General features: G+C 40.7%; 26 protein-coding genes. 5 read left to right on the top strand and 21 right to left on the bottom strand.

Features of this window, described 5'->3' with window-relative positions:
• Nucleotides 1-659: 659 nt before the first annotated feature.
• The 6 genes from CWB85_RS07815 to CWB85_RS07795 form a co-directional block, all read right to left on the bottom strand.
• The gene (locus CWB85_RS07815; RefSeq protein WP_138554578.1) at nt 660-929 is read right to left on the bottom strand and encodes a Txe/YoeB family addiction module toxin; all 270 of its coding nucleotides are present in this window, start codon (nt 927-929) and stop codon (nt 660-662) included.
• Nucleotides 910-1,182, bottom strand: a complete 273-nt coding sequence (locus tag CWB85_RS07810) for a type II toxin-antitoxin system Phd/YefM family antitoxin (RefSeq protein WP_016709842.1) — start codon at nt 1,180-1,182, stop codon at nt 910-912. Before CWB85_RS07810 ends, CWB85_RS07815 begins: the two co-directional genes overlap by 20 nt.
• Nucleotides 1,183-1,436: 254 nt before the next feature.
• Nucleotides 1,437-1,613: a hypothetical protein gene (locus CWB85_RS22475; protein WP_016709843.1), complete on the bottom strand. Its 177-nt coding sequence runs from the start codon at nt 1,611-1,613 to the stop codon at nt 1,437-1,439.
• Nucleotides 1,614-1,830: 217 nt separating this feature from the next.
• Complete coding sequence (locus tag CWB85_RS07805) at nt 1,831-2,961, bottom strand: sodium ion-translocating decarboxylase subunit beta (RefSeq protein WP_016709845.1); 1,131 nt, start codon at nt 2,959-2,961, stop codon at nt 1,831-1,833.
• Nucleotides 2,962-2,971: 10 nt separating this feature from the next.
• On the bottom strand, nt 2,972-4,756 hold the full coding sequence (gene oadA, locus CWB85_RS07800; protein ID WP_138554577.1) for a sodium-extruding oxaloacetate decarboxylase subunit alpha: 1,785 nt from the start codon (nt 4,754-4,756) through the stop codon (nt 2,972-2,974).
• A gap of 10 nt (nt 4,757-4,766) precedes the next feature.
• The gene (locus CWB85_RS07795; RefSeq protein ID WP_016709847.1) at nt 4,767-5,012 is read right to left on the bottom strand and encodes an OadG family protein; all 246 of its coding nucleotides are present in this window, start codon (nt 5,010-5,012) and stop codon (nt 4,767-4,769) included.
• Nucleotides 5,013-5,531: 519 nt separating this feature from the next.
• Here CWB85_RS07795 and CWB85_RS07790 point away from each other — a divergent pair.
• Both CWB85_RS07790 and CWB85_RS07785 read left to right on the top strand, forming a co-directional pair.
• Nucleotides 5,532-5,705, top strand: a complete 174-nt coding sequence (locus CWB85_RS07790; protein ID WP_016709848.1) for a DUF1328 family protein — start codon at nt 5,532-5,534, stop codon at nt 5,703-5,705.
• 57 nt (nt 5,706-5,762) lie between these two features.
• Nucleotides 5,763-5,954 (top strand): hypothetical protein, encoded by a 192-nt coding sequence (locus CWB85_RS07785; RefSeq protein WP_016709849.1) that lies wholly within the window; start codon nt 5,763-5,765, stop codon nt 5,952-5,954.
• A gap of 62 nt (nt 5,955-6,016) precedes the next feature.
• Here the strand turns inward: CWB85_RS07785 and pdxJ are convergent, their stop codons facing one another.
• The 10 genes from pdxJ to rpoE all read right to left on the bottom strand — a co-directional run bounded on the left by pdxJ (nt 6,017) and on the right by rpoE (nt 14,566).
• Nucleotides 6,017-6,748 carry a pyridoxine 5'-phosphate synthase gene (gene pdxJ, locus CWB85_RS07780; protein ID WP_016709850.1) on the bottom strand — a complete coding sequence of 244 codons (732 nt, stop codon included), beginning with the start codon at nt 6,746-6,748 and terminating at the stop codon, nt 6,017-6,019.
• A 59-nt stretch (nt 6,749-6,807) separates the two neighbouring features.
• Nucleotides 6,808-7,497, bottom strand: coding sequence for a DNA repair protein RecO (gene recO, locus CWB85_RS07775; protein ID WP_016709851.1), 690 nt, complete (start codon nt 7,495-7,497; stop codon nt 6,808-6,810).
• 17 nt (nt 7,498-7,514) lie between these two features.
• A complete protein-coding gene (era, locus tag CWB85_RS07770) occupies nt 7,515-8,447 on the bottom strand; it encodes a GTPase Era (protein ID WP_016709852.1) in 933 nt (310 codons plus the stop codon).
• Nucleotides 8,437-9,114 carry a ribonuclease III gene (gene rnc / locus CWB85_RS07765; RefSeq protein WP_016709853.1) on the bottom strand — a complete coding sequence of 226 codons (678 nt, stop codon included), beginning with the start codon at nt 9,112-9,114 and terminating at the stop codon, nt 8,437-8,439. Before rnc ends, era begins: the two co-directional genes overlap by 11 nt.
• A 2-nt stretch (nt 9,115-9,116) precedes the next feature.
• Nucleotides 9,117-10,052 (bottom strand): signal peptidase I, encoded by a 936-nt coding sequence (gene lepB / locus CWB85_RS07760; protein ID WP_016709854.1) that lies wholly within the window; start codon nt 10,050-10,052, stop codon nt 9,117-9,119.
• Nucleotides 10,053-10,091: 39 nt separating this feature from the next.
• A complete protein-coding gene (gene lepA, locus CWB85_RS07755; protein ID WP_016709855.1) occupies nt 10,092-11,879 on the bottom strand; it encodes a translation elongation factor 4 in 1,788 nt (595 codons plus the stop codon).
• 69 nt (nt 11,880-11,948) lie between these two features.
• Nucleotides 11,949-12,398, bottom strand: coding sequence for a SoxR reducing system RseC family protein (locus tag CWB85_RS07750; protein WP_016709856.1), 450 nt, complete (start codon nt 12,396-12,398; stop codon nt 11,949-11,951).
• Nucleotides 12,399-12,410: 12 nt separating this feature from the next.
• A complete protein-coding gene (locus CWB85_RS07745; RefSeq protein ID WP_138554576.1) occupies nt 12,411-13,367 on the bottom strand; it encodes a MucB/RseB C-terminal domain-containing protein in 957 nt (318 codons plus the stop codon).
• Nucleotides 13,368-13,371: 4 nt separating this feature from the next.
• Nucleotides 13,372-13,983: a sigma-E factor negative regulatory protein gene (locus CWB85_RS07740; RefSeq protein ID WP_016709858.1), complete on the bottom strand. Its 612-nt coding sequence runs from the start codon at nt 13,981-13,983 to the stop codon at nt 13,372-13,374.
• 1 nt (nt 13,984) lies between these two features.
• A complete protein-coding gene (gene rpoE, locus CWB85_RS07735; RefSeq protein WP_016709859.1) occupies nt 13,985-14,566 on the bottom strand; it encodes an RNA polymerase sigma factor RpoE in 582 nt (193 codons plus the stop codon).
• A 259-nt stretch (nt 14,567-14,825) separates the two neighbouring features.
• Between rpoE and nadB the strand changes: the two genes are divergently transcribed.
• On the top strand, nt 14,826-16,451 hold the full coding sequence (gene nadB / locus CWB85_RS07730; RefSeq protein ID WP_016709860.1) for an L-aspartate oxidase: 1,626 nt from the start codon (nt 14,826-14,828) through the stop codon (nt 16,449-16,451).
• On the opposite strand, the gene CWB85_RS07725 is transcribed toward nadB, so the two are convergent.
• Nucleotides 16,411-16,710 carry a hypothetical protein gene (locus CWB85_RS07725; protein ID WP_232321866.1) on the bottom strand — a complete coding sequence of 100 codons (300 nt, stop codon included), beginning with the start codon at nt 16,708-16,710 and terminating at the stop codon, nt 16,411-16,413. The genes nadB and CWB85_RS07725 overlap by 41 nt on opposite strands.
• A gap of 112 nt (nt 16,711-16,822) precedes the next feature.
• Entirely contained in the window at nt 16,823-17,074 is a 252-nt protein-coding gene (locus CWB85_RS07720) for an FAD assembly factor SdhE (RefSeq protein WP_016709862.1), read from the bottom strand.
• A gap of 130 nt (nt 17,075-17,204) precedes the next feature.
• On the opposite strand from CWB85_RS07720, the gene ygfZ reads away from it, so the two are divergent.
• Both ygfZ and CWB85_RS07710 read left to right on the top strand, forming a co-directional pair.
• Nucleotides 17,205-18,116, top strand: coding sequence for a tRNA-modifying protein YgfZ (gene ygfZ / locus CWB85_RS07715; RefSeq protein ID WP_016709863.1), 912 nt, complete (start codon nt 17,205-17,207; stop codon nt 18,114-18,116).
• Nucleotides 18,117-18,128: 12 nt separating this feature from the next.
• On the top strand, nt 18,129-18,614 hold the full coding sequence (locus CWB85_RS07710; RefSeq protein WP_016709864.1) for an FKBP-type peptidyl-prolyl cis-trans isomerase: 486 nt from the start codon (nt 18,129-18,131) through the stop codon (nt 18,612-18,614).
• Nucleotides 18,615-18,672: 58 nt separating this feature from the next.
• Here CWB85_RS07710 and CWB85_RS07705 read toward each other — a convergent pair whose 3' ends face one another.
• The 3 genes from CWB85_RS07705 to CWB85_RS07695 form a co-directional block, all read right to left on the bottom strand.
• The gene (locus CWB85_RS07705; protein WP_016709865.1) at nt 18,673-19,122 is read right to left on the bottom strand and encodes a hypothetical protein; all 450 of its coding nucleotides are present in this window, start codon (nt 19,120-19,122) and stop codon (nt 18,673-18,675) included.
• 8 nt (nt 19,123-19,130) lie between these two features.
• The gene (locus tag CWB85_RS07700; protein WP_029216230.1) at nt 19,131-19,946 is read right to left on the bottom strand and encodes a DUF481 domain-containing protein; all 816 of its coding nucleotides are present in this window, start codon (nt 19,944-19,946) and stop codon (nt 19,131-19,133) included.
• A 61-nt stretch (nt 19,947-20,007) separates the two neighbouring features.
• Entirely contained in the window at nt 20,008-20,328 is a 321-nt protein-coding gene (locus CWB85_RS07695; RefSeq protein ID WP_016709867.1) for an HI1450 family dsDNA-mimic protein, read from the bottom strand.
• Nucleotides 20,329-20,377 lie beyond the last annotated feature (49 nt).

Genomic DNA, 20,377 nt, shown 5'->3' with positions numbered 1-20,377 from the left:
AGTAAGAGCGGTCAGCGGTCAGCGGTCAGCGGTCAGCGGTCAGCGGTCAGCGGTCAGCGGTCAGCGGTCAGCGGTCAGAAAATATAAAACCGTTGCTATGCAAATAGCAACGGTTTTTTGTTGAGCAGTCAGTATCACTGCGCCATCTTCTGCAAGTCAAGACTCATATAGACATTAGAGTTTTATTACCCCAAACACACTAACGAGCGACTTATTGCTCAAGATGCTTGTTTTACTATTTTTCCTTATCCTGAGGTTCTGGTTGAGCTTGACGATTTACGTAATCCTAATTGTTTCAGTCATAATAGCCTAAGGTCAATCAAAACAATAACAATTGACGCTTCAAAGAAAGCGCTTTTAAGAGACCAATTAAATATTTTAGACGTCAACCATATGTCGATGTATCCTAGTACAGAAGGTGTAACTAAGCACATAATGAGCCCATACAAATAAGCAAGCAGTAAGCTATTCTACACATTATAACCCACTATTTTTATCCGCTTAATTCGGTATTTAAGCTGTACGATTATATTTTAAGAAAATAGCTGTTTTATTGGTTCCAAATATATTAATTAATAGCTTAGAATTAATTTTAGGATTTCGTTTTTTAATTGAATTTGGCTGTTGGATTAATTCTACAGCTTCGTTATTTCCTAATGCTAATGGTCGTCGTAATGCCCACCAATGGCGAAAATATATATGCACTCATCATCAAACTTATAAATTAACCGATCTTTTTGTGATATCCGCTTTGACCATAATCCTGATAAATTGTGCTTTAAAGGCTCTGGTTTACCTAAGCCTTTACTTGGATCTGAGCGCATCATTTCTTTTAGTATTTTGCATAAAGCTGTATGCAACTTTTTATCTTTCACTCGTAATTGTTCATAGGTGAGCCAAGTTTTCCCCTCAAAGGTTAATGATCTCATCTAGCTGCTCTTGTGTTGGTTTATAACCTGAATTGGCTGTGTGAGTTTTCATTGAGTCAGCGATTTGTTGCATTAAACTGCTACTCTGTAAAACATGTAAAGTTTCCTGCTCTCGTTCCCAGTCATCTGCACTCATTACTATAAATGCATCTCCTGCACGCCTAGTAACCTTTATAGGCTCATGATCACTAACGGTTTGTTCCACGTATGTTTTTAAGTTTTCTCTAAATTGATTGACACTGATGCTATCCATAATTAAAACCTCATTAATGTACGGTAATGTCGTACATTATAGTTTAAAAAATATATCAAGTCACTTAAAAGGCTTTGCCCAAAGTGAAGAAATAAAAACATTCGATAATGCATTTCTTTGATGCAGACTGAAAGGGTAATTTTTCGTTGGGTTTCGCGGTGCTCAACCCAACCTACGTAGCCTATTTTAACGCCGAGCAGCCTTAAAACTTACAGCTTACCGCTCCTAGCGGCTCTAAAACTGACGGCTGCGCTCTACCTCACCAACACATAAATCAACTGCACTATCAATGAAATCATCACTAATGGCCAAATATACTTGGCATATTTAGTCGCGCCATCTAGGCCCATTTTTGACTGGTACTTTTCAAGTAGTGGCACAAGAATGATGAGTGCAATAAACAGTGAAATTAAAATTACGAAAATATTCATATCAGTCCTTATTTATACCAATCGACTTAAATATTTAACCATTCTAGCGAGCTAAATAAATGGTCAGTAACTTAACACGATTGGTATTATTGAATATCCATCGAGTATACCCAAAAGGCGAGCAAAAAAAAGCGCAGTCTACACTGCGCCAGTCGGTTGGAAGTAAAAAGTTACTTACAGTTGCTCAACATAGTTAAGCAGCTTTGGTTGTCTGTTATTACCCTACTAAGGCGAGCAAAATACCGGCAGCTACGGCGCTACCAAGAACACCGGCAACGTTTGGCCCCATAGCATGCATTAACAAGAAGTTATGCGGATTACTCTCAAGACCCACTTTGTTTACTACTCGTGCAGCCATCGGAACAGCTGATACACCTGCAGCACCTACTAATGGATTAATAGGAGATTTGGAGAACTTATTCATACCTTTTGCCATGAATACACCTGAAGCCGTACCAATTGCAAAAGCCAAGGCACCGAGTACTAAAATACCAAGCGTCTCTACCGTTAAAAACTTATCAGCAGCCAACTTTGAGCCTACAGCTAAGCCTAAAAAGATGGTCGTGATATTAATGATCTCGTTTTGCGCGCTGTTACTTAAGCGGTCAACCACACCAGATTCACGCATTAAGTTACCTAAGCAGAACATACCGACTAACGGCGTAGCTGCGGGTAAAAATAGCATTGTTAATGTAAGCACCATTAATGGGAAAATAATTTTTTCCTTTTTCGATACTGTACGTAACTGTGGCATTTGAATCTTTCGCTCTTCTGCGGTCGTTAATGCACGCATAATTGGCGGCTGAATAATGGGCACCAACGCCATATAAGAATAGGCAGCTACCGCAATAGCCCCTAATAAATCAGGCGCTAACTTTGACGCTAAGAAGATAGCTGTAGGGCCATCTGCGCCGCCGATGATCGCTATAGCCGATGCATCTTGCAGAGTAAACTCAAAGCCAGGCACATAGTTAAGTAAAATTGCGCCAAATAAAGTCGCAAAAATACCAAACTGCGCCGCAGCTCCCAGTAATAACATACGCGGATTAGCGATTAATGCACTAAAGTCAGTTAATGCTCCTACACCCATAAATATTAATAGCGGGAAAACACCGGTATCAATACCAATATGGTATACGTAGTACAGTAAGCCACCAGGGTCTGACAAACCTGCTACTGGGATATTTGTTAATATCGCACCAAAACCTATAGGTAATAATAATAATGGCTCAAAATTACGGGCAATTGCGAGATACAGCAATAAGCACCCCACTGCGATCATAATAAGCGCAGGGAATGTAAAATTAGCAATACCTGTGGCCTGCCAGAGGTTTAATACAGCTTCCATCCTCTGTCTCCTAAGCTAACGAAATCATAGCATCACCCGTTGCCACTGAATCACCTTCAGCAACGAGAATTTCAGCAATAGTACCTGTGTGAGTAGCGCGGATTTCAGTTTCCATTTTCATCGCTTCCATGATGATCACAACATCGCCTTCGTTGACCGTTTGCCCTGTTTTCACCTTTATTTTAAAGATGTTACCAGCTAGAGGCGCGTTCAGTGTTTCACCAGAAGCAACCGACGCTGATTGTGGAATAAGCTCACTGTCTTTAAGTGTTACTTCTTTAAGTTCACCACCTTGTGCAACGACAACGTCATACACTTTACCGTCAACTTTTACGCTGTATTGTTCTGCTTTAACGGTATTGTTGTTGCTTGGTTGATTGTTTGCAGGTTGCTCTTTCTTCGCTGGCTCTGCACTTGGCACAGCTTCAAAAGCATCTGGATTATTACGATTTTTAATGAACTTCAAGCCAATCTGTGGGAATAAAGCATACGTTAATACATCATCAATCTGCTCATCAGCTAGGCTTAAACCCTGCTCTTTTGCAGCTGCTAATAATTCTGCTTGCAGGGTTTCAAGTTCTGGCTGCAATAAATCTGCTGGGCGACAGGTAATTACGTCTGCACCATCAAGTACACGCTCTTGTAGTTCTTTATTCATGGCTGCAGGTGTTGCACCATATTCACCTTTTAGAACACCGGCGGTTTCTTTAGTAATTGTTTTATAACGCTCACCTGTAAGTACATTTAATACTGCTTGTGTGCCGACAATTTGCGAAGTTGGCGTCACTAAAGGTAAGAAGCCTAAATCTTCACGAACACGCGGGATCTCTAATAACACTTCATTGAGTTTATCAGCTGCGCCTTGCTCTTTAAGCTGATTTTCCATATTTGTTAGCATGCCACCTGGCACTTGTGCTAATAAAATACGGCCATCAACGCCTTTTAAGCTGCCTTCAAATGCCGCATATTTCTTGCGAACATCACGAAAGTAAGCCGCAATTTCTTCTAACTGATTTAAATCAAGTTCAGTATCACGTTCAGTGCCTTCAACAATCGATACAATTGTCTCGGTTGCACTGTGACCATATGTCATACTCATCGAAGAAATCGCGGTATCAAGCATATCAATACCTGCATCGATCGCTTTTTGATAAGTGGCTGTACTTAAGCCCGTTGTTGCATGGCATTGCATTGCGATAGGAATAGAGACCGTTTCTTTTAAGCCTTTGATTAACTGCTCACAATCATACGGTTTAAGTAAACCTGCCATATCTTTAATACAAATTGAATGACAACCTAAATCTTCTAGCTGCTTAGCTAAAGTGAGCCACATATCTAGCGTATGTACTGGGCTAACTGTATATGAAATAGTACCTTGTGCATGAGCACCGACTTTTACTGCGGCTTTAATGGCTGTTTCAAGATTACGAACATCGTTCATGGCATCAAAAATACGGAATACATCAACGCCATTTTTGTGCGCTCGCTCGACAAACTTTTCAACCACATCATCTGCATAATGGCGGTAACCTAACAGGTTTTGACCACGTAATAGCATTTGTTGCTTGGTGTTTGGCATGGCTTTTTTCAAAGCACGGATCCGCTCCCAAGGATCTTCGCCTAAATAACGGATACATGAATCAAATGTTGCCCCACCCCATGACTCAATAGACCAATAGCCCGCATCATCTAATTTTTGTGCAATTGGCAGCATGTCATCTAAACGCATGCGCGTTGCTAATAATGATTGATGTGCGTCTCTAAGTACTAATTCGGTTAATTTTAATTTAGCCACAAGTCACCCCTTATAGTTTTTGTTTATTTTTGTACTGAGCAATCGCTGCACTGATCGCAGCAATGTGTGCACTTGGCACACCTGGTGCTTTGATTGACGGCGTACGCGTAGGCGCTGCAACCGGCTGTTCAAAACGGCTCGCTAATTTAGACATAATGATGATTGCTGAAATCAACAACGAAAGAAAAACAAATACGCCTACCATACCGGTGACCATTAAGTTTGCTGCTGTAGCTAGTAACTGACCTATATCCATGCTGCTCCCCTTGACTTCATTTACCCAACCTCGAGATTAGGTAAAAAATCACTTTATTTAAATAATTATGCACCAATGATAACAAAGAAACAGAGCAAGTCCAACACTTTGTAAATTGGTAAAACCAATTAATATAAAGCTAACATACTAACACTAAATTTAACACTCTACATTTTGCGATAATTTTACGAGAACTAGATAATAAAAATAGTGAATATAGCTATAAATTATAAGTGCAAGCCAAGATAAACCTCTGTGCAATGCGCCATCACAAGCATTTTTTGTATATGACTATTGCAATTAGTCGCACCAGATCAATTGGTCTTACCAAATAAATAGAGCTTTAAAGCAAATTTATATAGTCAGGAATAAGTTACAGGTAAAGTTGTAAATTATTCCCATCACTTTCATTTAGCCACATCATAAAAACTATAAACACATGATAATAAAGAGTTTATTTAATTGGCATGCAACTAGCATCATCTACTTCGAACAAATTAACAAACCAAGGAGACAACAATGTTACGCTGGACAATTACATTTCTAGTTATTGCACTCATTGCTGCAGTGTTAGGTTTTGGTGGTATCGCTGGTGCCGCAGCAGGAATTGCTAAGATTATATTTTTTATCTTTATAGTATTGTTAGTTATTTCACTTATTTCAGGCGCATTGCGCGGCAATGTTCCTAAGTGATCCAAATTAATCTCTAACATAATTAACAAAACATTATTTTTTACAAGGAATTACATTATGAAATCGACTACATTAAAAACAGCCGTTATCGCCCTTTTTGCTAGCTTTTTTATCATGGGTTGCGAAGACAACCACGCAGAAGAAGCAGGTGAGCGCATTGATGAAGCAGTTACTGATGTGCAAAACAAGGTTGAAGACGCCTGTGAAGAAGTGAAAGAAGGCGTAAATGCCGAAGAAACTAACTGTTAATATAGTTAGTTCTAAATAATAAAAAACGACTCATCTGAGTCGTTTTTGCTTTTAATCTGATCTCAAGCTCTTGCTTCTAGCATAAGCCGCTTCATATCACGCACGGCTTTATCTAAACCATCAATCGCAGCGCGCGCTATGATCGCATGGCCAATATTAAGTTCGTAAATCTCTTCCATCGCTGCTATTGGTTTTACATTGTGGTAATGCAAACCATGCCCTGCGTTTACTATCAAGCCTAAACTCGCTGCGTATTTTACGCCTTGACGAATGTGCTCAAGTTCTTCTTTCAGCTCTGCTTCAGTCTCAGCATCTGCATATGCGCCCGTATGTATCTCGACATAAGGGGCATTGCACGCTTTTGCTGCATCTAGCTGCGCTTTATCCGCATCGATAAATAACGACACTTTAATTCCAGCGTTACTTAGTTTTGCCGTTGCGGCTTTAATTTTATCTAAGTTACCAACCACATCTAGGCCACCTTCGGTGGTTAACTCTTCGCGTTTTTCTGGTACTAAGCAGACATAAGCAGGCTTTACATCTAGTGCGATATCGATCATTTCATCAGTGACGGCTATTTCTAGATTCATACGTGTTTGAATTGTTTTAGCCATCACATACACATCACGGTCTTGAATATGACGTCTGTCTTCACGTAAATGAATGGTAATGCCATCAGCACCTGCATGTTCTGCAACACTGGCTGCATGTGCAGGATCTGGATAACGGGTACCACGAGCTTGACGTAATGTAGCAATGTGATCAACATTTATACCCAAAAGTATATCTTTCATTGTTTTACCTATAAAAATAACGGTTCAATTCCGCACTAGAGTTAGGGTGAATATCCAAACTATTTGGATATAAAAAGCTCGCGGCTTTTTAATGGTTTTTTTCCTAGCAAAGGTTTCATTAAATGACGGCTTAATTGTTTTGCCATATATAACACATCCGGCGCGCTAAAGTCATGGGCTGCGATGGCGTTTAACTGCGCACCAGAAAAACCACTACCGGTTTGCTGCTGAACAACAAAGCCGTATTCAGCAAAATAACTATAAGTTTGCTTTAACGAAATAGGCTCTCCCGCCGCATCGAAACTAAAGTCAACGCCATAACCTAGCAATTCTAATAATTGAAATTCATAAGAGCGTAATACCGCTTGTAAATTCGGATGTTGATTTAGCTGCTGTAGGTGAGTTTGATACAATTGATAAACCTGTTCAACTGGTTCATTGATAGGAACGATACGATTAGTCAACTCATTGAGGTAAAAGCCACAATAAAGCTGATCTCCTACTAAAGTTGATTGTGTACCATGCAATTCAAAGCGCTGAATATATTTTAGATCGTGCCTGCCAGTGTAATTAACGAGTAGTGTTTGGAAGGGTTGTAGCTGGGCTTTATACTTAGTTGCTTGGCGACCACTGATACGAGCCAGCATACGGAGTTGGCCAACGCCCTCTACTAGCATATCAAGCATTACTTGTGAGTCGCTAAAAGGACGTCGATGTAATAAATATGCTGTGTAGAAGTCGCTATCCATTGGTTTTTCTTAGGCTATTAATCTTCACCATAGCCTAAGCTGCGTAATGCTCGCTCATCGTCAGCCCAGCCTGATTTAACCTTTACCCAGAGCTCTAAGAATACTTTGTTATCAAGCATCTCTTCGAGATCTTTACGTGCTTCACGGCCTATCACTTTAAGCTTTTCGCCTTTATTACCTATTACCATGCGCTTTTGCGTTTCACGCTCAACTAAGATCAAGCCATTGATGTGCCAAATACCATTGTCTTGCCACTTGAATTGCTCGATTTCAACAGTAACAGAATAAGGTAATTCTTCACCCATAAAGCGCATCAGTTTTTCACGAATAACTTCAGCCGCCATAAAACGCATTGAGCGGTCAGTGACATAATCTTCTGGGAAATAAAACTCACACGGTGGTAGGCGTTTAGTTACTTCATCTTTGATAAGGTTGATGTTCTTACCTTGTGTAGCCGACACAGGCATAATACCCACAAAGTCAAATTTTTCACCTAACCACTTCATATGTGGTAATACTAAGTCACGGTCTTTTACTTGATCAATTTTATTGATCACTAATAAAACGGGTTTACCATTTTGCTTAACTTTATTAAGCACCATTTCATCATCGGCATTCCAGTGAGTTCCCTCAACAACAAAAATAACCAACTCAACATCACCTAATGAACTCGATGCAGCACGGTTCATCAAACGGTTAATGGCACGCTTTTCTTCAACATGCAGACCAGGCGTATCAACATACACCGCTTGGTGTTTGCCTTCGGTATGAATCCCCATAATACGGTGACGTGTGGTTTGTGGCTTACGCGAGGTAATACTTACTTTTTGCTCAATAATTTCATTCAGCAAGGTCGATTTACCAACATTTGGGCGACCAACAATAGCGACCATGCCACAAAATGTATCAATATCACCGCTACGAGGTTGGATCAATGTATCAAGATTCATTTTTAAGTATCTTCAATGCTTTTTCAGCGGCTTTTTGTTCAGCTTTACGACGAGAGCTACCCACTGAGATAATGCTATCCATACCTTCAACAATACATTCAACCGTGAACGTTTGATTGTGAGCCTGACCTTTTGTATCGACTACCGTATAGCCTGGCAAAGGTAATTTGCGGGCTTGTAAGTATTCTTGTAATAAGGTTTTAGGATCTTTTTGATTTAAACCCGGTGAAATTGCATCTAAACGCGTTTCATACCAAGCTAAAATTAAATCACCACACACATCGATGCCGCTATCTAAAAAGACTGCACCTATGATTGCTTCAACAGCATCAGCTAAAGTTGACTCACGTCTAAAACCGCCGCTTTTAAGTTCACCAGGCCCTAAACGTAGGTAATCACCCAAACCAAACTCTAAACCAAACTCAGCTAGAGTTTGACCACGCACAAGCGTAGAGCGCATTCGACTCAAGTCACCTTCGCGTGCTTTAGGAAATTTGCTATATAAAGCATTAGCAATAACGAAACTTAAAATTGAATCACCTAAAAACTCTAAGCGCTCATTATGTTGGCCTTTATGGCTGCGATGGGTCATCGCCTGCTCAAGCAGCGCTTGCTCAGTAAAGGTATACCCTATTTTGCTATATAACTCTGTTACATTTTTTTTCATTGTTACTGAATATTACCTAGGCGTTCAAAACGAACACCAGTTGGAACCCAGCTTGGTAAAATGTCATCTGGGCCATTTTCAAATTCAAAACTCATCCATATAAAGACAGCTTTACCCACCAAGTTTTCTTTTGGCACAAAGCCCCATACGCGACTATCTTGGCTGTTATCGCGGTTGTCACCCATCATAAAGTAATGATCAGCCGGCACTACCCATTCGTCAGAACGTGTACCCGGTTGTTGATAGTAACGCCCTTTCATTTCCAGCGCTTCTGGGTTTATTAAAATATCATGTTTTAGCGTAGTTAAGTTCTCATTTAAACGCACTAAATCCATTGAACCTTGTTTAAATTCATCACGGTTTACGATTTCCATATCAATTTTATTAAATTCATTACACAGTAAATCACCTTGTTGTGCTTCTCCTTCTGCACAATTTGGTTGAATATATAAACGCTTGTCACGGTAAACAATTTTATCACCCGGTAGACCAATCGCACGCTTAATGTAATCGACTCGCTCATCTAAAGGGTATTTAAAAACCACAATATCCCCACGCTCAGGTTCCGCAACATCCACTAGTTGTGAACGCCACACAGGGTCTTTTATACCGTACGAATATTTTTGTACTAAAATAAAGTCACCCACCAACAGTGTTGGCATCATTGAACCTGATGGAATTTGAAACGGTTCAAATAAAAACGATCTAAAGATAGTAATGGCCGCTATCATCGGGAAAATTGATTTTGCCGTTTCCGTAATTGTTGGTTCAGGGGCAATCAATGCAGCAGTTTCTTCATCTAGCTCGCCGCCAGCAGAACTCTGCGCCAGCGCCAAGCGTTGCTGTCTTTTTGGTGCAAACACAAAGTGGTCAATTAACCAAATTAAGCCTGATCCCAGTGTCAGCAACACTAAAAATATTGAAAAATAACCTGCCATTCATTACATCCTTAATCTTACGTAATTAGATTACGAAATTTATTTACCAACTTTAAGAATTGCTAAAAATGCTTCTTGAGGCACTTCAACGTTTCCGAGTTGTTTCATTCGTTTTTTACCATCTTTTTGCTTTTGTAGAAGCTTTTTCTTACGACTTACATCTCCACCATAACACTTTGCAATTACATTTTTACGTAATTGTTTTACGGTTGTACGAGCAATAACATGTTGACCAATTGCAGCTTGGATCGCAATATCAAACATTTGACGTGGGATTAAGTCCTTTAATGCATCCGCTAACTGACGACCACGTGACTGCGCACTGTCTCTATGTACAATAATAGCAAGTGCATCAACCCGCTCACCATTAATTAAGATATCAACTCGCACCATATCTGAGGTTTGGAAGTACTTAAAGTTATAATCAAGTGAAGCAAAACCACGACTCGTTGATTTTAACTTATCAAAAAAGTCCATTACCACTTCAGCCATCGGCAGTTCGTACGTAACAGCAACTTGTTTACCGTGGTAACTCATTTTCGTTTGCATACCGCGTTTTTCGATACACAATGTAATCACGCTGCCTAAATACTCTTGCGGTACAAGAATATTTGCCTCAACCATTGGCTCACGAATTTCTAAAATATCATTTACTGCTGGTAAATCAGACGGATTATCAATCTGAATAGTACCAGCCTTAGTAACTACTTCATAGATTACCGTTGGTGCGGTAGTGATTAGATCGATATCATATTCACGCTCTAAACGCTCTTGAATGATTTCCATGTGAAGCATGCCTAAGAAGCCGCAGCGGAAACCAAAACCGAGTGCCGTTGAGTTTTCAGGCTCAAAGAATAACGACGCATCGTTTAAACTTAATTTGTTTAGTGCATCACGAAAAGATTCATACTCATCAGAAGCAATCGGGAACATACCGGCATAAACCTGAGGTTTAATTTTTTGGAACCCTGGTAAACGCTGCGGCGCCGCATTTTTTTGATGGGTAATAGTATCCCCCACCGGCGCACCATGAATTTCTTTAATACCCGCAATCACAAAACCCACTTCACCTGTTTTTAAAATGCCAGTATTTGTTTGTTTTGGTGTGAAAATACCAACTTGATCAGCGGTATGAATATGCTCGTTCGACATGATTTTTATTTTATCGCCCGTACGTAGTTCACCGTGCTTAATACGCACAAGAGATACTACACCTTGATACGGGTCAAACCATGAATCAATAATCAATGCTTGAAGCGGTTCGTCTTTTTCACCAACCGGTGGCGGGATGTCTTTAACAATCATCTCGAGCACTTCGGCAATACCAACCCCTGTTTTGGCACTACATTGCACAGCATCTAGAGCATCAATACCAATAATATCTTCAATTTCTTCAGCTACACGAAGCGGATCCGCTTGCGGTAAATCGATTTTATTCAGTACCGGAATAACTTCTAAATCCATTTCAATTGCGGTATAGCAGTTTGCAAGTGTTTGCGCTTCCACGCCTTGCCCAGCATCAACAACTAACAATGCACCTTCACAAGCTGCCAGTGAACGCGATACTTCATATGTAAAGTCAACGTGTCCCGGGGTATCGATAAAGTTTAGTTGATAAGTTTCGCCATCATTGGCTTTATAATTTAGTGTTACACTTTGCGCTTTAATGGTGATCCCACGCTCGCGCTCAATGTCCATTGAATCCAATACTTGTTTTTGCATTTCACGGTCAGTTAAACCACCACAAACTTGGATCAAACGATCAGAAAGGGTCGATTTACCGTGGTCAATATGGGCGATGATCGAAAAATTACGGATATGCTTCATAAACTGGATTCTAAACTTCTATTTTAATGGATTGAGTGTATAAAGCCGCAATTTTACATTCAATTGGCCTTAATCACCATCTATTTGAGTTAAAGGAAGACTAATTGGGTGAATTTTTATTACTTTTATATCATGCCTGAGGCTCTTAACTCGGCTTTTAGCAATAGCAAAACCAGTAAAACCACCGCCTATAGCGGCAATGATTTGTAGCCACTCTGGTGCAGAAAAAACTCCAGCCGCCGTTAACGCAAAACCTAAACTTAACACTAGAGGTAACATATACACAACCAAAGCATGCTTTACCATGTGGCTATCATCTAATGCTAAGGTCACTCTTTGCCCTACAACCACAGGCACAGAAAATTGATAAGGGAAGGTTTTTTTAGCCGTGCCGAATAGCTTACTGAAAACTTGTGAGCCGCACCGGCCATTACAACCAGCACATGCTTGTTTTTGTTGGGCTTCTAAATGCGCAGTGGTGCCTTTAATCGACACCACAGTAAGAGTTTGTTCTATCATTATCTGCTTATTTTACAAAGGTCTTGCAACCGACTCAGCAATCGCCTTAGCTGTTGTTGCAGGTATATTCCCCACTACAGACACATCAAAACTGCCACTATTATGCACATAGACAGTTGTTGCACCAGATGACAAAGCACCACTTGGTCTGCGCCCTGGTAATGGCCGTTGTACAAACACCGAGACTTCTACAAAGCCATCTGAATAAAGGTAGTAGTCGGTCAACTCATTGTTTAAATCCAGTTTATGGCGATCTGATTTTAATAAACTAAATCCATCAGGTAACCAGCCAATTTGCCAATTGCTACTACTTGTATTGATGTCACTTTGAGATATTGCCGTCGCAGGCAATGGGGTTGGAAATTCACGGCTTAGCATTTCCAGCAGTAGTGCAGCTGGCTCTTCTGTTACACTTATGTGGGTTAATTGTAACTGCTCCAACATCTCACCCGCTTGATTCACGTAGGCTGATTTAAGTAACAATGATGATTCAGCATCTAGCCACAGCCAGTAATTAAACTTGTGCTCATCTTTTGATTCGATACGAACAAGCTGAGCTGCTCGCCCTGCTATGCGACCTTTACCACCTAGCACAAAATCATAATGCTGACTTAAACGTTCAATATCTTTAAACAACACTTCTGGGATGGGACCCGCTATAGAATCGGTATCAATTGAGTAAGGCTCTGATTGTGGTTCGAAATAAGTAACTTGACTATCGATACGCACCATTTCCAGGCCGGCACCATTGAGCAAACTTAAATGCTCAAGTTCGGTGTCACCTTGCTTTGCATGTAACCAGCGGTATGGTTCCATTGATTTACCTTTAACGACCACAAAGGACGCGTCAAAGTTGCGGTTATGTACAGCGTCAGCCATTTTCAACAATAGCTGTTTTGCGGGGTTTTCGTCGTTAGCGAAGGCAGGGGCCATAAGCGCTAACGACAAAATAAAAGTGATTACTTTCATTTAATTAGTTTTTTTCCTCTTCGGCTTGCGCCTCAGTGTGAGCTTTTTCTAATGAATATGCAACACGTGCTTGGCGTTGGTGTTCTAAAACTAACGCGCCAATTCGTTGTTGTTGTAACTCACGTAAACCTTGTTCAGCATTTTGTAATGCAGGTTCTGATGAGTAACTAACAGGTGAAGCCATGCCTGTTACAGGTGTTGTTTGTAACATTGGAATTTCATTAGTTGGTGAGTTTTCACCTTGCGGCAAGGTTTGAATACCCACGATTGCAAACATAGCGACACTGGCTGCAATCGCCAGCTGCGCAACTGGTTTACGCCAGTTAAATGCCACAACATTATCAGTGCCCGTTGCCACAGTAACTGCTGATTGAGACTCTTTTTGAGTAAAGTCAGCATAAACAGGCTCACTTTCCAGCGCTTTTGCCACGCTATCACTAATATCAAAGACGAAGGCATCCTCAGACTCAGCACGCATTACATCACCGATTAGCGCATAACGTCCTAAGGTAGCTGCATCTTGCGGTGCAATGACCTCATCAGTTAATGATTGTTCGCCGTCAAGTAACGCGGATAAATGCTGATCATCCAACTTGTTAACGTGTGCTTTTGTCATATTAAGACTCGCCTATTAATGGGTTTAATTTGTTATCAATTGCTTCACGGGCACGGAAAATACGCGAACGCACCGTCCCGACTGGGCAATCCATCACTACGGCTATTTCTTCATAGCTCATCCCTTCAATTTCTCGTAGGGTGATCGCAGTTTTAAGATCTTCAGGCAAACTATCAATAGTGTTAAAAATCACTGCGCGAACTTCTTCGCTTAATAACACGTTCTCAGGTGATGCATTTGAACGCATTGCATCCGCACCATCATAAAATTCGGCATCGTCAGCATCGATATCATTTGCTGGCGGTTTACGCCCCTGAGCCACTAAGTAATTTTTAGCACAATTAACGGCGATACGGTATAACCAAGTATAAAAGGCACTGTCACCTCTAAAGTTTGGAAGTGCACGGTACGCTTTAATAAAAGCTTCTTGAGCAACATCAGCAATATCACCTTGATTTGAAACATAACGAGAAATCAAACTGGCTATTTTATTCTGATACTTCTTTACTAAAAGATTGAAGGCATTTTTATCGCCTTGCTGGACCCTTTTTACTAGCGCTAAATCCAAATCCTGCTCGCTCATTCGAGCCGGTACTCCTCTGTCTGATTATTGCTTGTCATTCATATCCTGCCATTGTTTACGAATACTCTGACTAGCGAATGAATGAAAAGTTCTGTTTAATATTATTTTTTTATAGAATAGACCATAAATTAACTCGCGAACGATGAAAATCACTAATAGTGTCGCGCCAAATATGATACATATACGCCTATCATAATATTATTTGCTCATTGCTATTTATAAGCGAGTAGTGGGCATTGTAACCGCAAAGAACACGGACATGAACCAAAATAAACACCACATCGCTGATGTCGCTATTATTGGTAGCGGCGCTGCCGGCCTTTCATTAGCACTTTCTTTAGCTAATCATTGTAACGTTACCGTGATCAGCAAAGGTGAATTAACGGAAGGTTCTACCCTTTATGCGCAAGGTGGTATTGCCGCCGTGTTCGATAAAAAGAATGACAGCATTGAATCACATGTGCAAGATACTTTAGACGCTGGCGGTGGTTTGTGTGATCGCGATGCCGTTCATTATACAGCAAGTAATGCTCCAAACTGTTTGCAATGGCTAATTGAGCAAGGCGTGCCTTTTGATATGGAATTTGATAGCAAAGGCAAAGAGCGCTTTCACTTAACTCGTGAAGGTGGTCACAGCCACCGTCGTATTTTACATGCTGCCGATGCAACAGGCCGTGCAGTACAAACAACCTTGATCAGCCAAGTTCAAGCACATGCCAATATCACTTTGCTTGAGCAATATAATGCGATCGATTTGATTGGCGATAAAAAACTAGCGCAAACTGGTAAGCATATTCATGGTATCTATATGTGGAACCGGTGTGCTAAACGTGTCGAGACTATTTCAGCTAAGTTTTTTGCACTGGCGACTGGTGGTGCCAGTAAAGTATATTTATATACCTCAAACCCAGATGTATCCAGTGGTGATGGCATAGCCATGGCTTGGCGGGCAGGCTGTCGAGTTGCTAATATGGAATTTAATCAATTTCACCCGACCAGTTTGTATCACCCTGAATTACAAAATTTCTTAATCACTGAAGCTATGCGTGGCGAAGGGGCATATTTAAAGCGTCCTGATGGGACACGCTTTATGAAAGACTTTGATGAACGAGAAGAACTTGCCCCGCGAGATATTGTAGCGCGTGCTATCGACTTTGAAATGAAACGTTTAGGCGCTAATTGTGTCTATCTAGACATCAGCCATAAAGATAAAGATTTTATTATTGAGCACTTCCCAACCATTTATGCAAAATGTTTAAGTGTAGGCCTTGATATTACAAAAGAGCCTATTCCTGTGGTGCCTGCGGCGCACTATACCTGTGGTGGGGTGATGACGGACTTTAATGGCAAAACTGATTTAGATAATCTATATGCAATTGGTGAAGTTGCTTATACTGGTCTGCATGGCGCTAATCGTATGGCCAGTAACTCTTTATTAGAATGTATTGTATTTGCCCATGCTGCAGCTAAAGATATTTTAGCAAAAATACAGCACAGCCCGGCACTCAAAGAGTTGCCTGTATGGGATGAAAGTCGCGTGACTAACTCAGACGAAGAAGTAGTGATCACCCATAACTGGCATGAGTTACGCTTATTTATGTGGGATTATGTCGGAATTGTCCGTTCAACTAAACGCTTAGAGCGCGCCCTACACCGTGTTGAATTATTACAGCAAGAAATCCGTGATTACTATGCAAACTTCCGTGTCTCAAATAACTTACTTGAGCTACGTAATTTAGTACAGGTCGCGGAGCTTATCATTCGTAGTGCGATGGAACGTAAAGAAAGCCGCGGTTTACATTACACCATTGACTATCCGCAATTAAATGACAACCCAACCCCCACTATTTTGACTCCCCACACTCACGACGAGCAGCCAAAGTAGCGCGTTTTAATCGAACAAAACTTTGTTTATCCACCCCACTGGCGTTAATTATTAGCCAGTGGGAGCTTGTAAAGCCCTCAATATAGAGCCATACACTGCGCTGATAAGCGCGGCTTTTGTTACTGATATGACCATTTATCTTAATGGTGTCGTTTTCAAAACGACACTGTTCAGAATCGAGTATAAACACGCCGTGTTCAGGGTGAGATTTGCTATACCATTGCCAACTAATAAAGCCACAAATCGCGCAACAAATCACACAAACTATTTGCGCATAGATAGTCGTTAAAAATAAGCTATAACATATTGCAAACAAGCTAAAATAGACCACAAAAGGCTTGTGGTCCGCTAGATTGTTTTCAATGATAAACCTATACACGAACTCGGTCTAAGATCAGTTGCACCATTTGCTTAAGCTCAGGATCTTTACATTCTTGATGCCCCATAAACCATGCAAATAGGTCCGGATCATCCGCTTCTAACAAACGTTGCAGTACTGCTTGCTGCTGTGCTGATAACGAATCAAATGCCTCATCTACAAATGGCATAAATAACACGTCTAGTTCTAACATGCCGCGACGACAAGCCCAGCGAATACGCGCTTTATTGTGAATTTCAGTCATTTTCTACCTCGAACTTAGTTGCTGTGCAGTTTAACAAATTGCACCTGAATAAACAGCTATTTATGCACCTATACCAGCAGCGCTAACTACGTTATTATATGTGCCTACATTTCTTGTCACGCAGGTTTTTATGTCAACAGTATACGCATGCCCTTTATCACATCAGCTGATCCGTATAAGCGGTGTTGATAAACTCGCCTACCTTCATGGCCAAATCACCCAAGATATTAATAAACTCAGTCAAACTAATTTTTTATGGACTGGGCACTGCAATGCCAAAGGCAAACTCTGGAGTGTTGCCAAACTTTTTGCATATCAAGAAAGTTACTACTTAGCCGCCTCTGCCGCTGAAGTTGCACAATCTCTAGCTGAGTTAAAAAAGTATGCGGTGTTTTCAAAAGTAGAAATACAGACTGATAACAACAAGCTAATTGGCCTTCTCGGTGATGATTTAACAGCAACATTAGCGGCATTAGAGATCCACTTTAATGAGCAAGACAGTGCATGTAATTTTAGTCATGGTAAAGCACTTAAATTAGCAGATAACCGTATATTGCTTATGGTTAATGCTGACTTTTCTCTGCCTGACGATGTTATTGCCTTAGAAAACGATGCACTTTGGCAACAACATAGTATTTTAGCTGGCGAGCCTGAGCTTAACGAAGAAGCACTCGGTGAATACGTACCGCAAATGGTTAACCTGCAAGCAATTAACGGAATAAGCTTTCGTAAAGGCTGCTACACAGGCCAAGAAACCGTTGCGAGAATGAAATACCTTGGTAAAAACAAACGTGCGATGTATATCGTATCAGGACACAGTGATGGTGAGCTCGCGGAGCCAGAGCTTGAAACCCAAATGGGTGAAAACTGGCGTCGTGCTGGTAAATTAATCAGCCAAGCCTACAATCAACAAAGTAAAACCTTATTTGGCCTTGTTGTGTTGCCAAACGACAGTGAACCTAGTCAGTTGCTGCGTGCAAAACATGCCCCAACGGTAGAGTTATCAATTCTTCCTCTACCCTACTCTCTCGAAGACGCATAAATAGGAGTGACTATGATCATTGCAGCAAACAAAGTGGTAAAAATGCATTATTCAGTAATGGATAACGACAAAAACTCTATCGATAACTCATTTGATGGCGAACCACTCATCTTTATCGTTGGTACCGGTTACCTAATTCAAGGGCTAGAAGATGCGTTACAAGGCAAACAAGCTGGCGATACTCTAAGTGTCACAGTGCCACCAGAGCAAGGCTATGGTGAGCGCCATGATGAACTAATGCAAGCTGTACCAAAATCGATGTTTGAAGGAATGGAAATTGAAGTTGGCATGCAATTTAGAGCCTCAACAGATGACGGCGACCAATCGGTAATGATCATTGATATTCAAGAAGATGAAGTGATTGTTGATGGTAATAACCCACTAGCTGGTATTACTCTAAACTTTGATGTAGAAATACTTGAAGTACGCGATGCAACAGCTGACGAACTAGCTCATGGGCATGTTCACGGTGCAGGCGGTTGTGGTCACGATCACTAATATCGACAGTATTACCGATATAAAAAAGCGCTACGGCGCTTTTTTTATATTGCCCAAATTATACGGCTTCAATTTCTTCAGGCTGGCTAATTTTATCAGCTAAAGCGGCTAATAACCCAGCTTGATCATTGGTCCCTAATCGATATTGGCTACCATCTTTTAAAGTTAACTGTACTGCACTAAAACCTGACACTGTGTATACCCAGCCATCATGTGTAATACGTAGGCCTATACCATGTCGAAAAGAGTTTTCTACAGCTTTAGCTTCCACGATATCCGCTAATTGTAATGTATCACCGAAGACCCCAGGACCAAAACCCCAACTTATCTGGCTGTCATCCACTTTAATCGTTAAACCATGGAATAAAAAACCCACCAGCACTAAAATCGCAGCAAATACCATTAACGGCATATCTGCACCAATTAAATACCACGCTAGACCTACAAAGCTGGCTATCCAGCTTAAAATTACAAAAATGAACAGTGCAAATTGCTTATGTTGATACATACTACTCTCTAAAAACTATAAACTAATGTCGCACTTAGCTCTGAGTCAAACTTTAATTTGTCGTCTTCCGGTTTGGAGTTATAACGATACAAATAGGCGAACTTTAGGGATACTGAGCCCATAACTTGACTTATTAATGAGGTTTCTGACTTTAATCGCGAGTTGAGCCCTGATAAAGATTGCTCAATACTTAAATCTTGATTAAAGCGAGTGCGTGTTGATACTGTACGCTCCCACTGCAAGGCTAGGCGTAATAAATAACCGGTTTTGGTTTCATCTTCATCCTCTTCGAGTTCGGCATCATCCTCTGCCACAGAGCGATATAAGCCAGGCCCAATATCAAAATCCACTTGGTTCTTCACACCTTGATATAAACGATTACCGTAACCGGCAGCTAACGTACTTTTGAAATCAAGACCACTGAATTCATCTTCTTCATAATCACCATATATAAAGAAGGAGGCATTTTTTTCCCCTACTTTATAATTGCCTTGAGCAGAGAGAAAAATACGGTTAGCAGACACTTCATCATTGCCTGTAGTGTCATTTCGATCACGCTTATATAAGCTGTCTATTTTAAATTGATTGCGCCACTTTTCGAGATCTTGATATAAATTACCTTTAAACTTCAAGCTCGTCGAATTGGTATTACCACGGCTAACAATAAAACCAAACTCAGTATCGCCGTATAAAAGCTCACCTTGGTGGATTTTATGGATCTCTTCATCCGAGAGTTGCCCATACTCATGGAAATCTTCAAAAGGATCAACGGCCCAAGCATTAACACTCAGCAAGCAGCTTATTAACAGTAATAACCTAATCACTGTACGCTCACTTGACTGATGCTTAAAACAGGGCGTCTTTCACACAAATACAACATCGATATTATTCGCTATCTTTCCACAAAATATGACAAAACGGGGCGTCTTTATCACGGCTGATCAAAATTTTCGCAAATAATATATCTTGATTGTCGAACTCAAGGCCAACCAAAACCTGTAGAAATAATTCCGGCTCTATTTCCAATGCCACAAAGTCATGCCATTGATCATCAGGTTCACCTTCTTCAATAAAGCCAAGCTCTTCACGGTGTTGATTAAAATCTTCAATATCTTGCTCGCTAAGGTTATCAGGGGCTAACTCTAGAAAGATATCGTAAGCTTGGTGTGTTACTTCTTCTTCGCTGTATAAACGTGGTCCTGTCATTGCCATAAACCTTTCATGCTGCTAATGCGAGATATAGTATCAAACCTCA

Source organism: Pseudoalteromonas sp. S1727, from assembly GCF_005886375.1.
GTDB lineage: Bacteria > Pseudomonadota > Gammaproteobacteria > Enterobacterales > Alteromonadaceae > Pseudoalteromonas > Pseudoalteromonas haloplanktis.
Note: the sequence above shows the minus strand (reverse complement) of the source record. Positions and strands in the feature narration are given on the sequence as shown.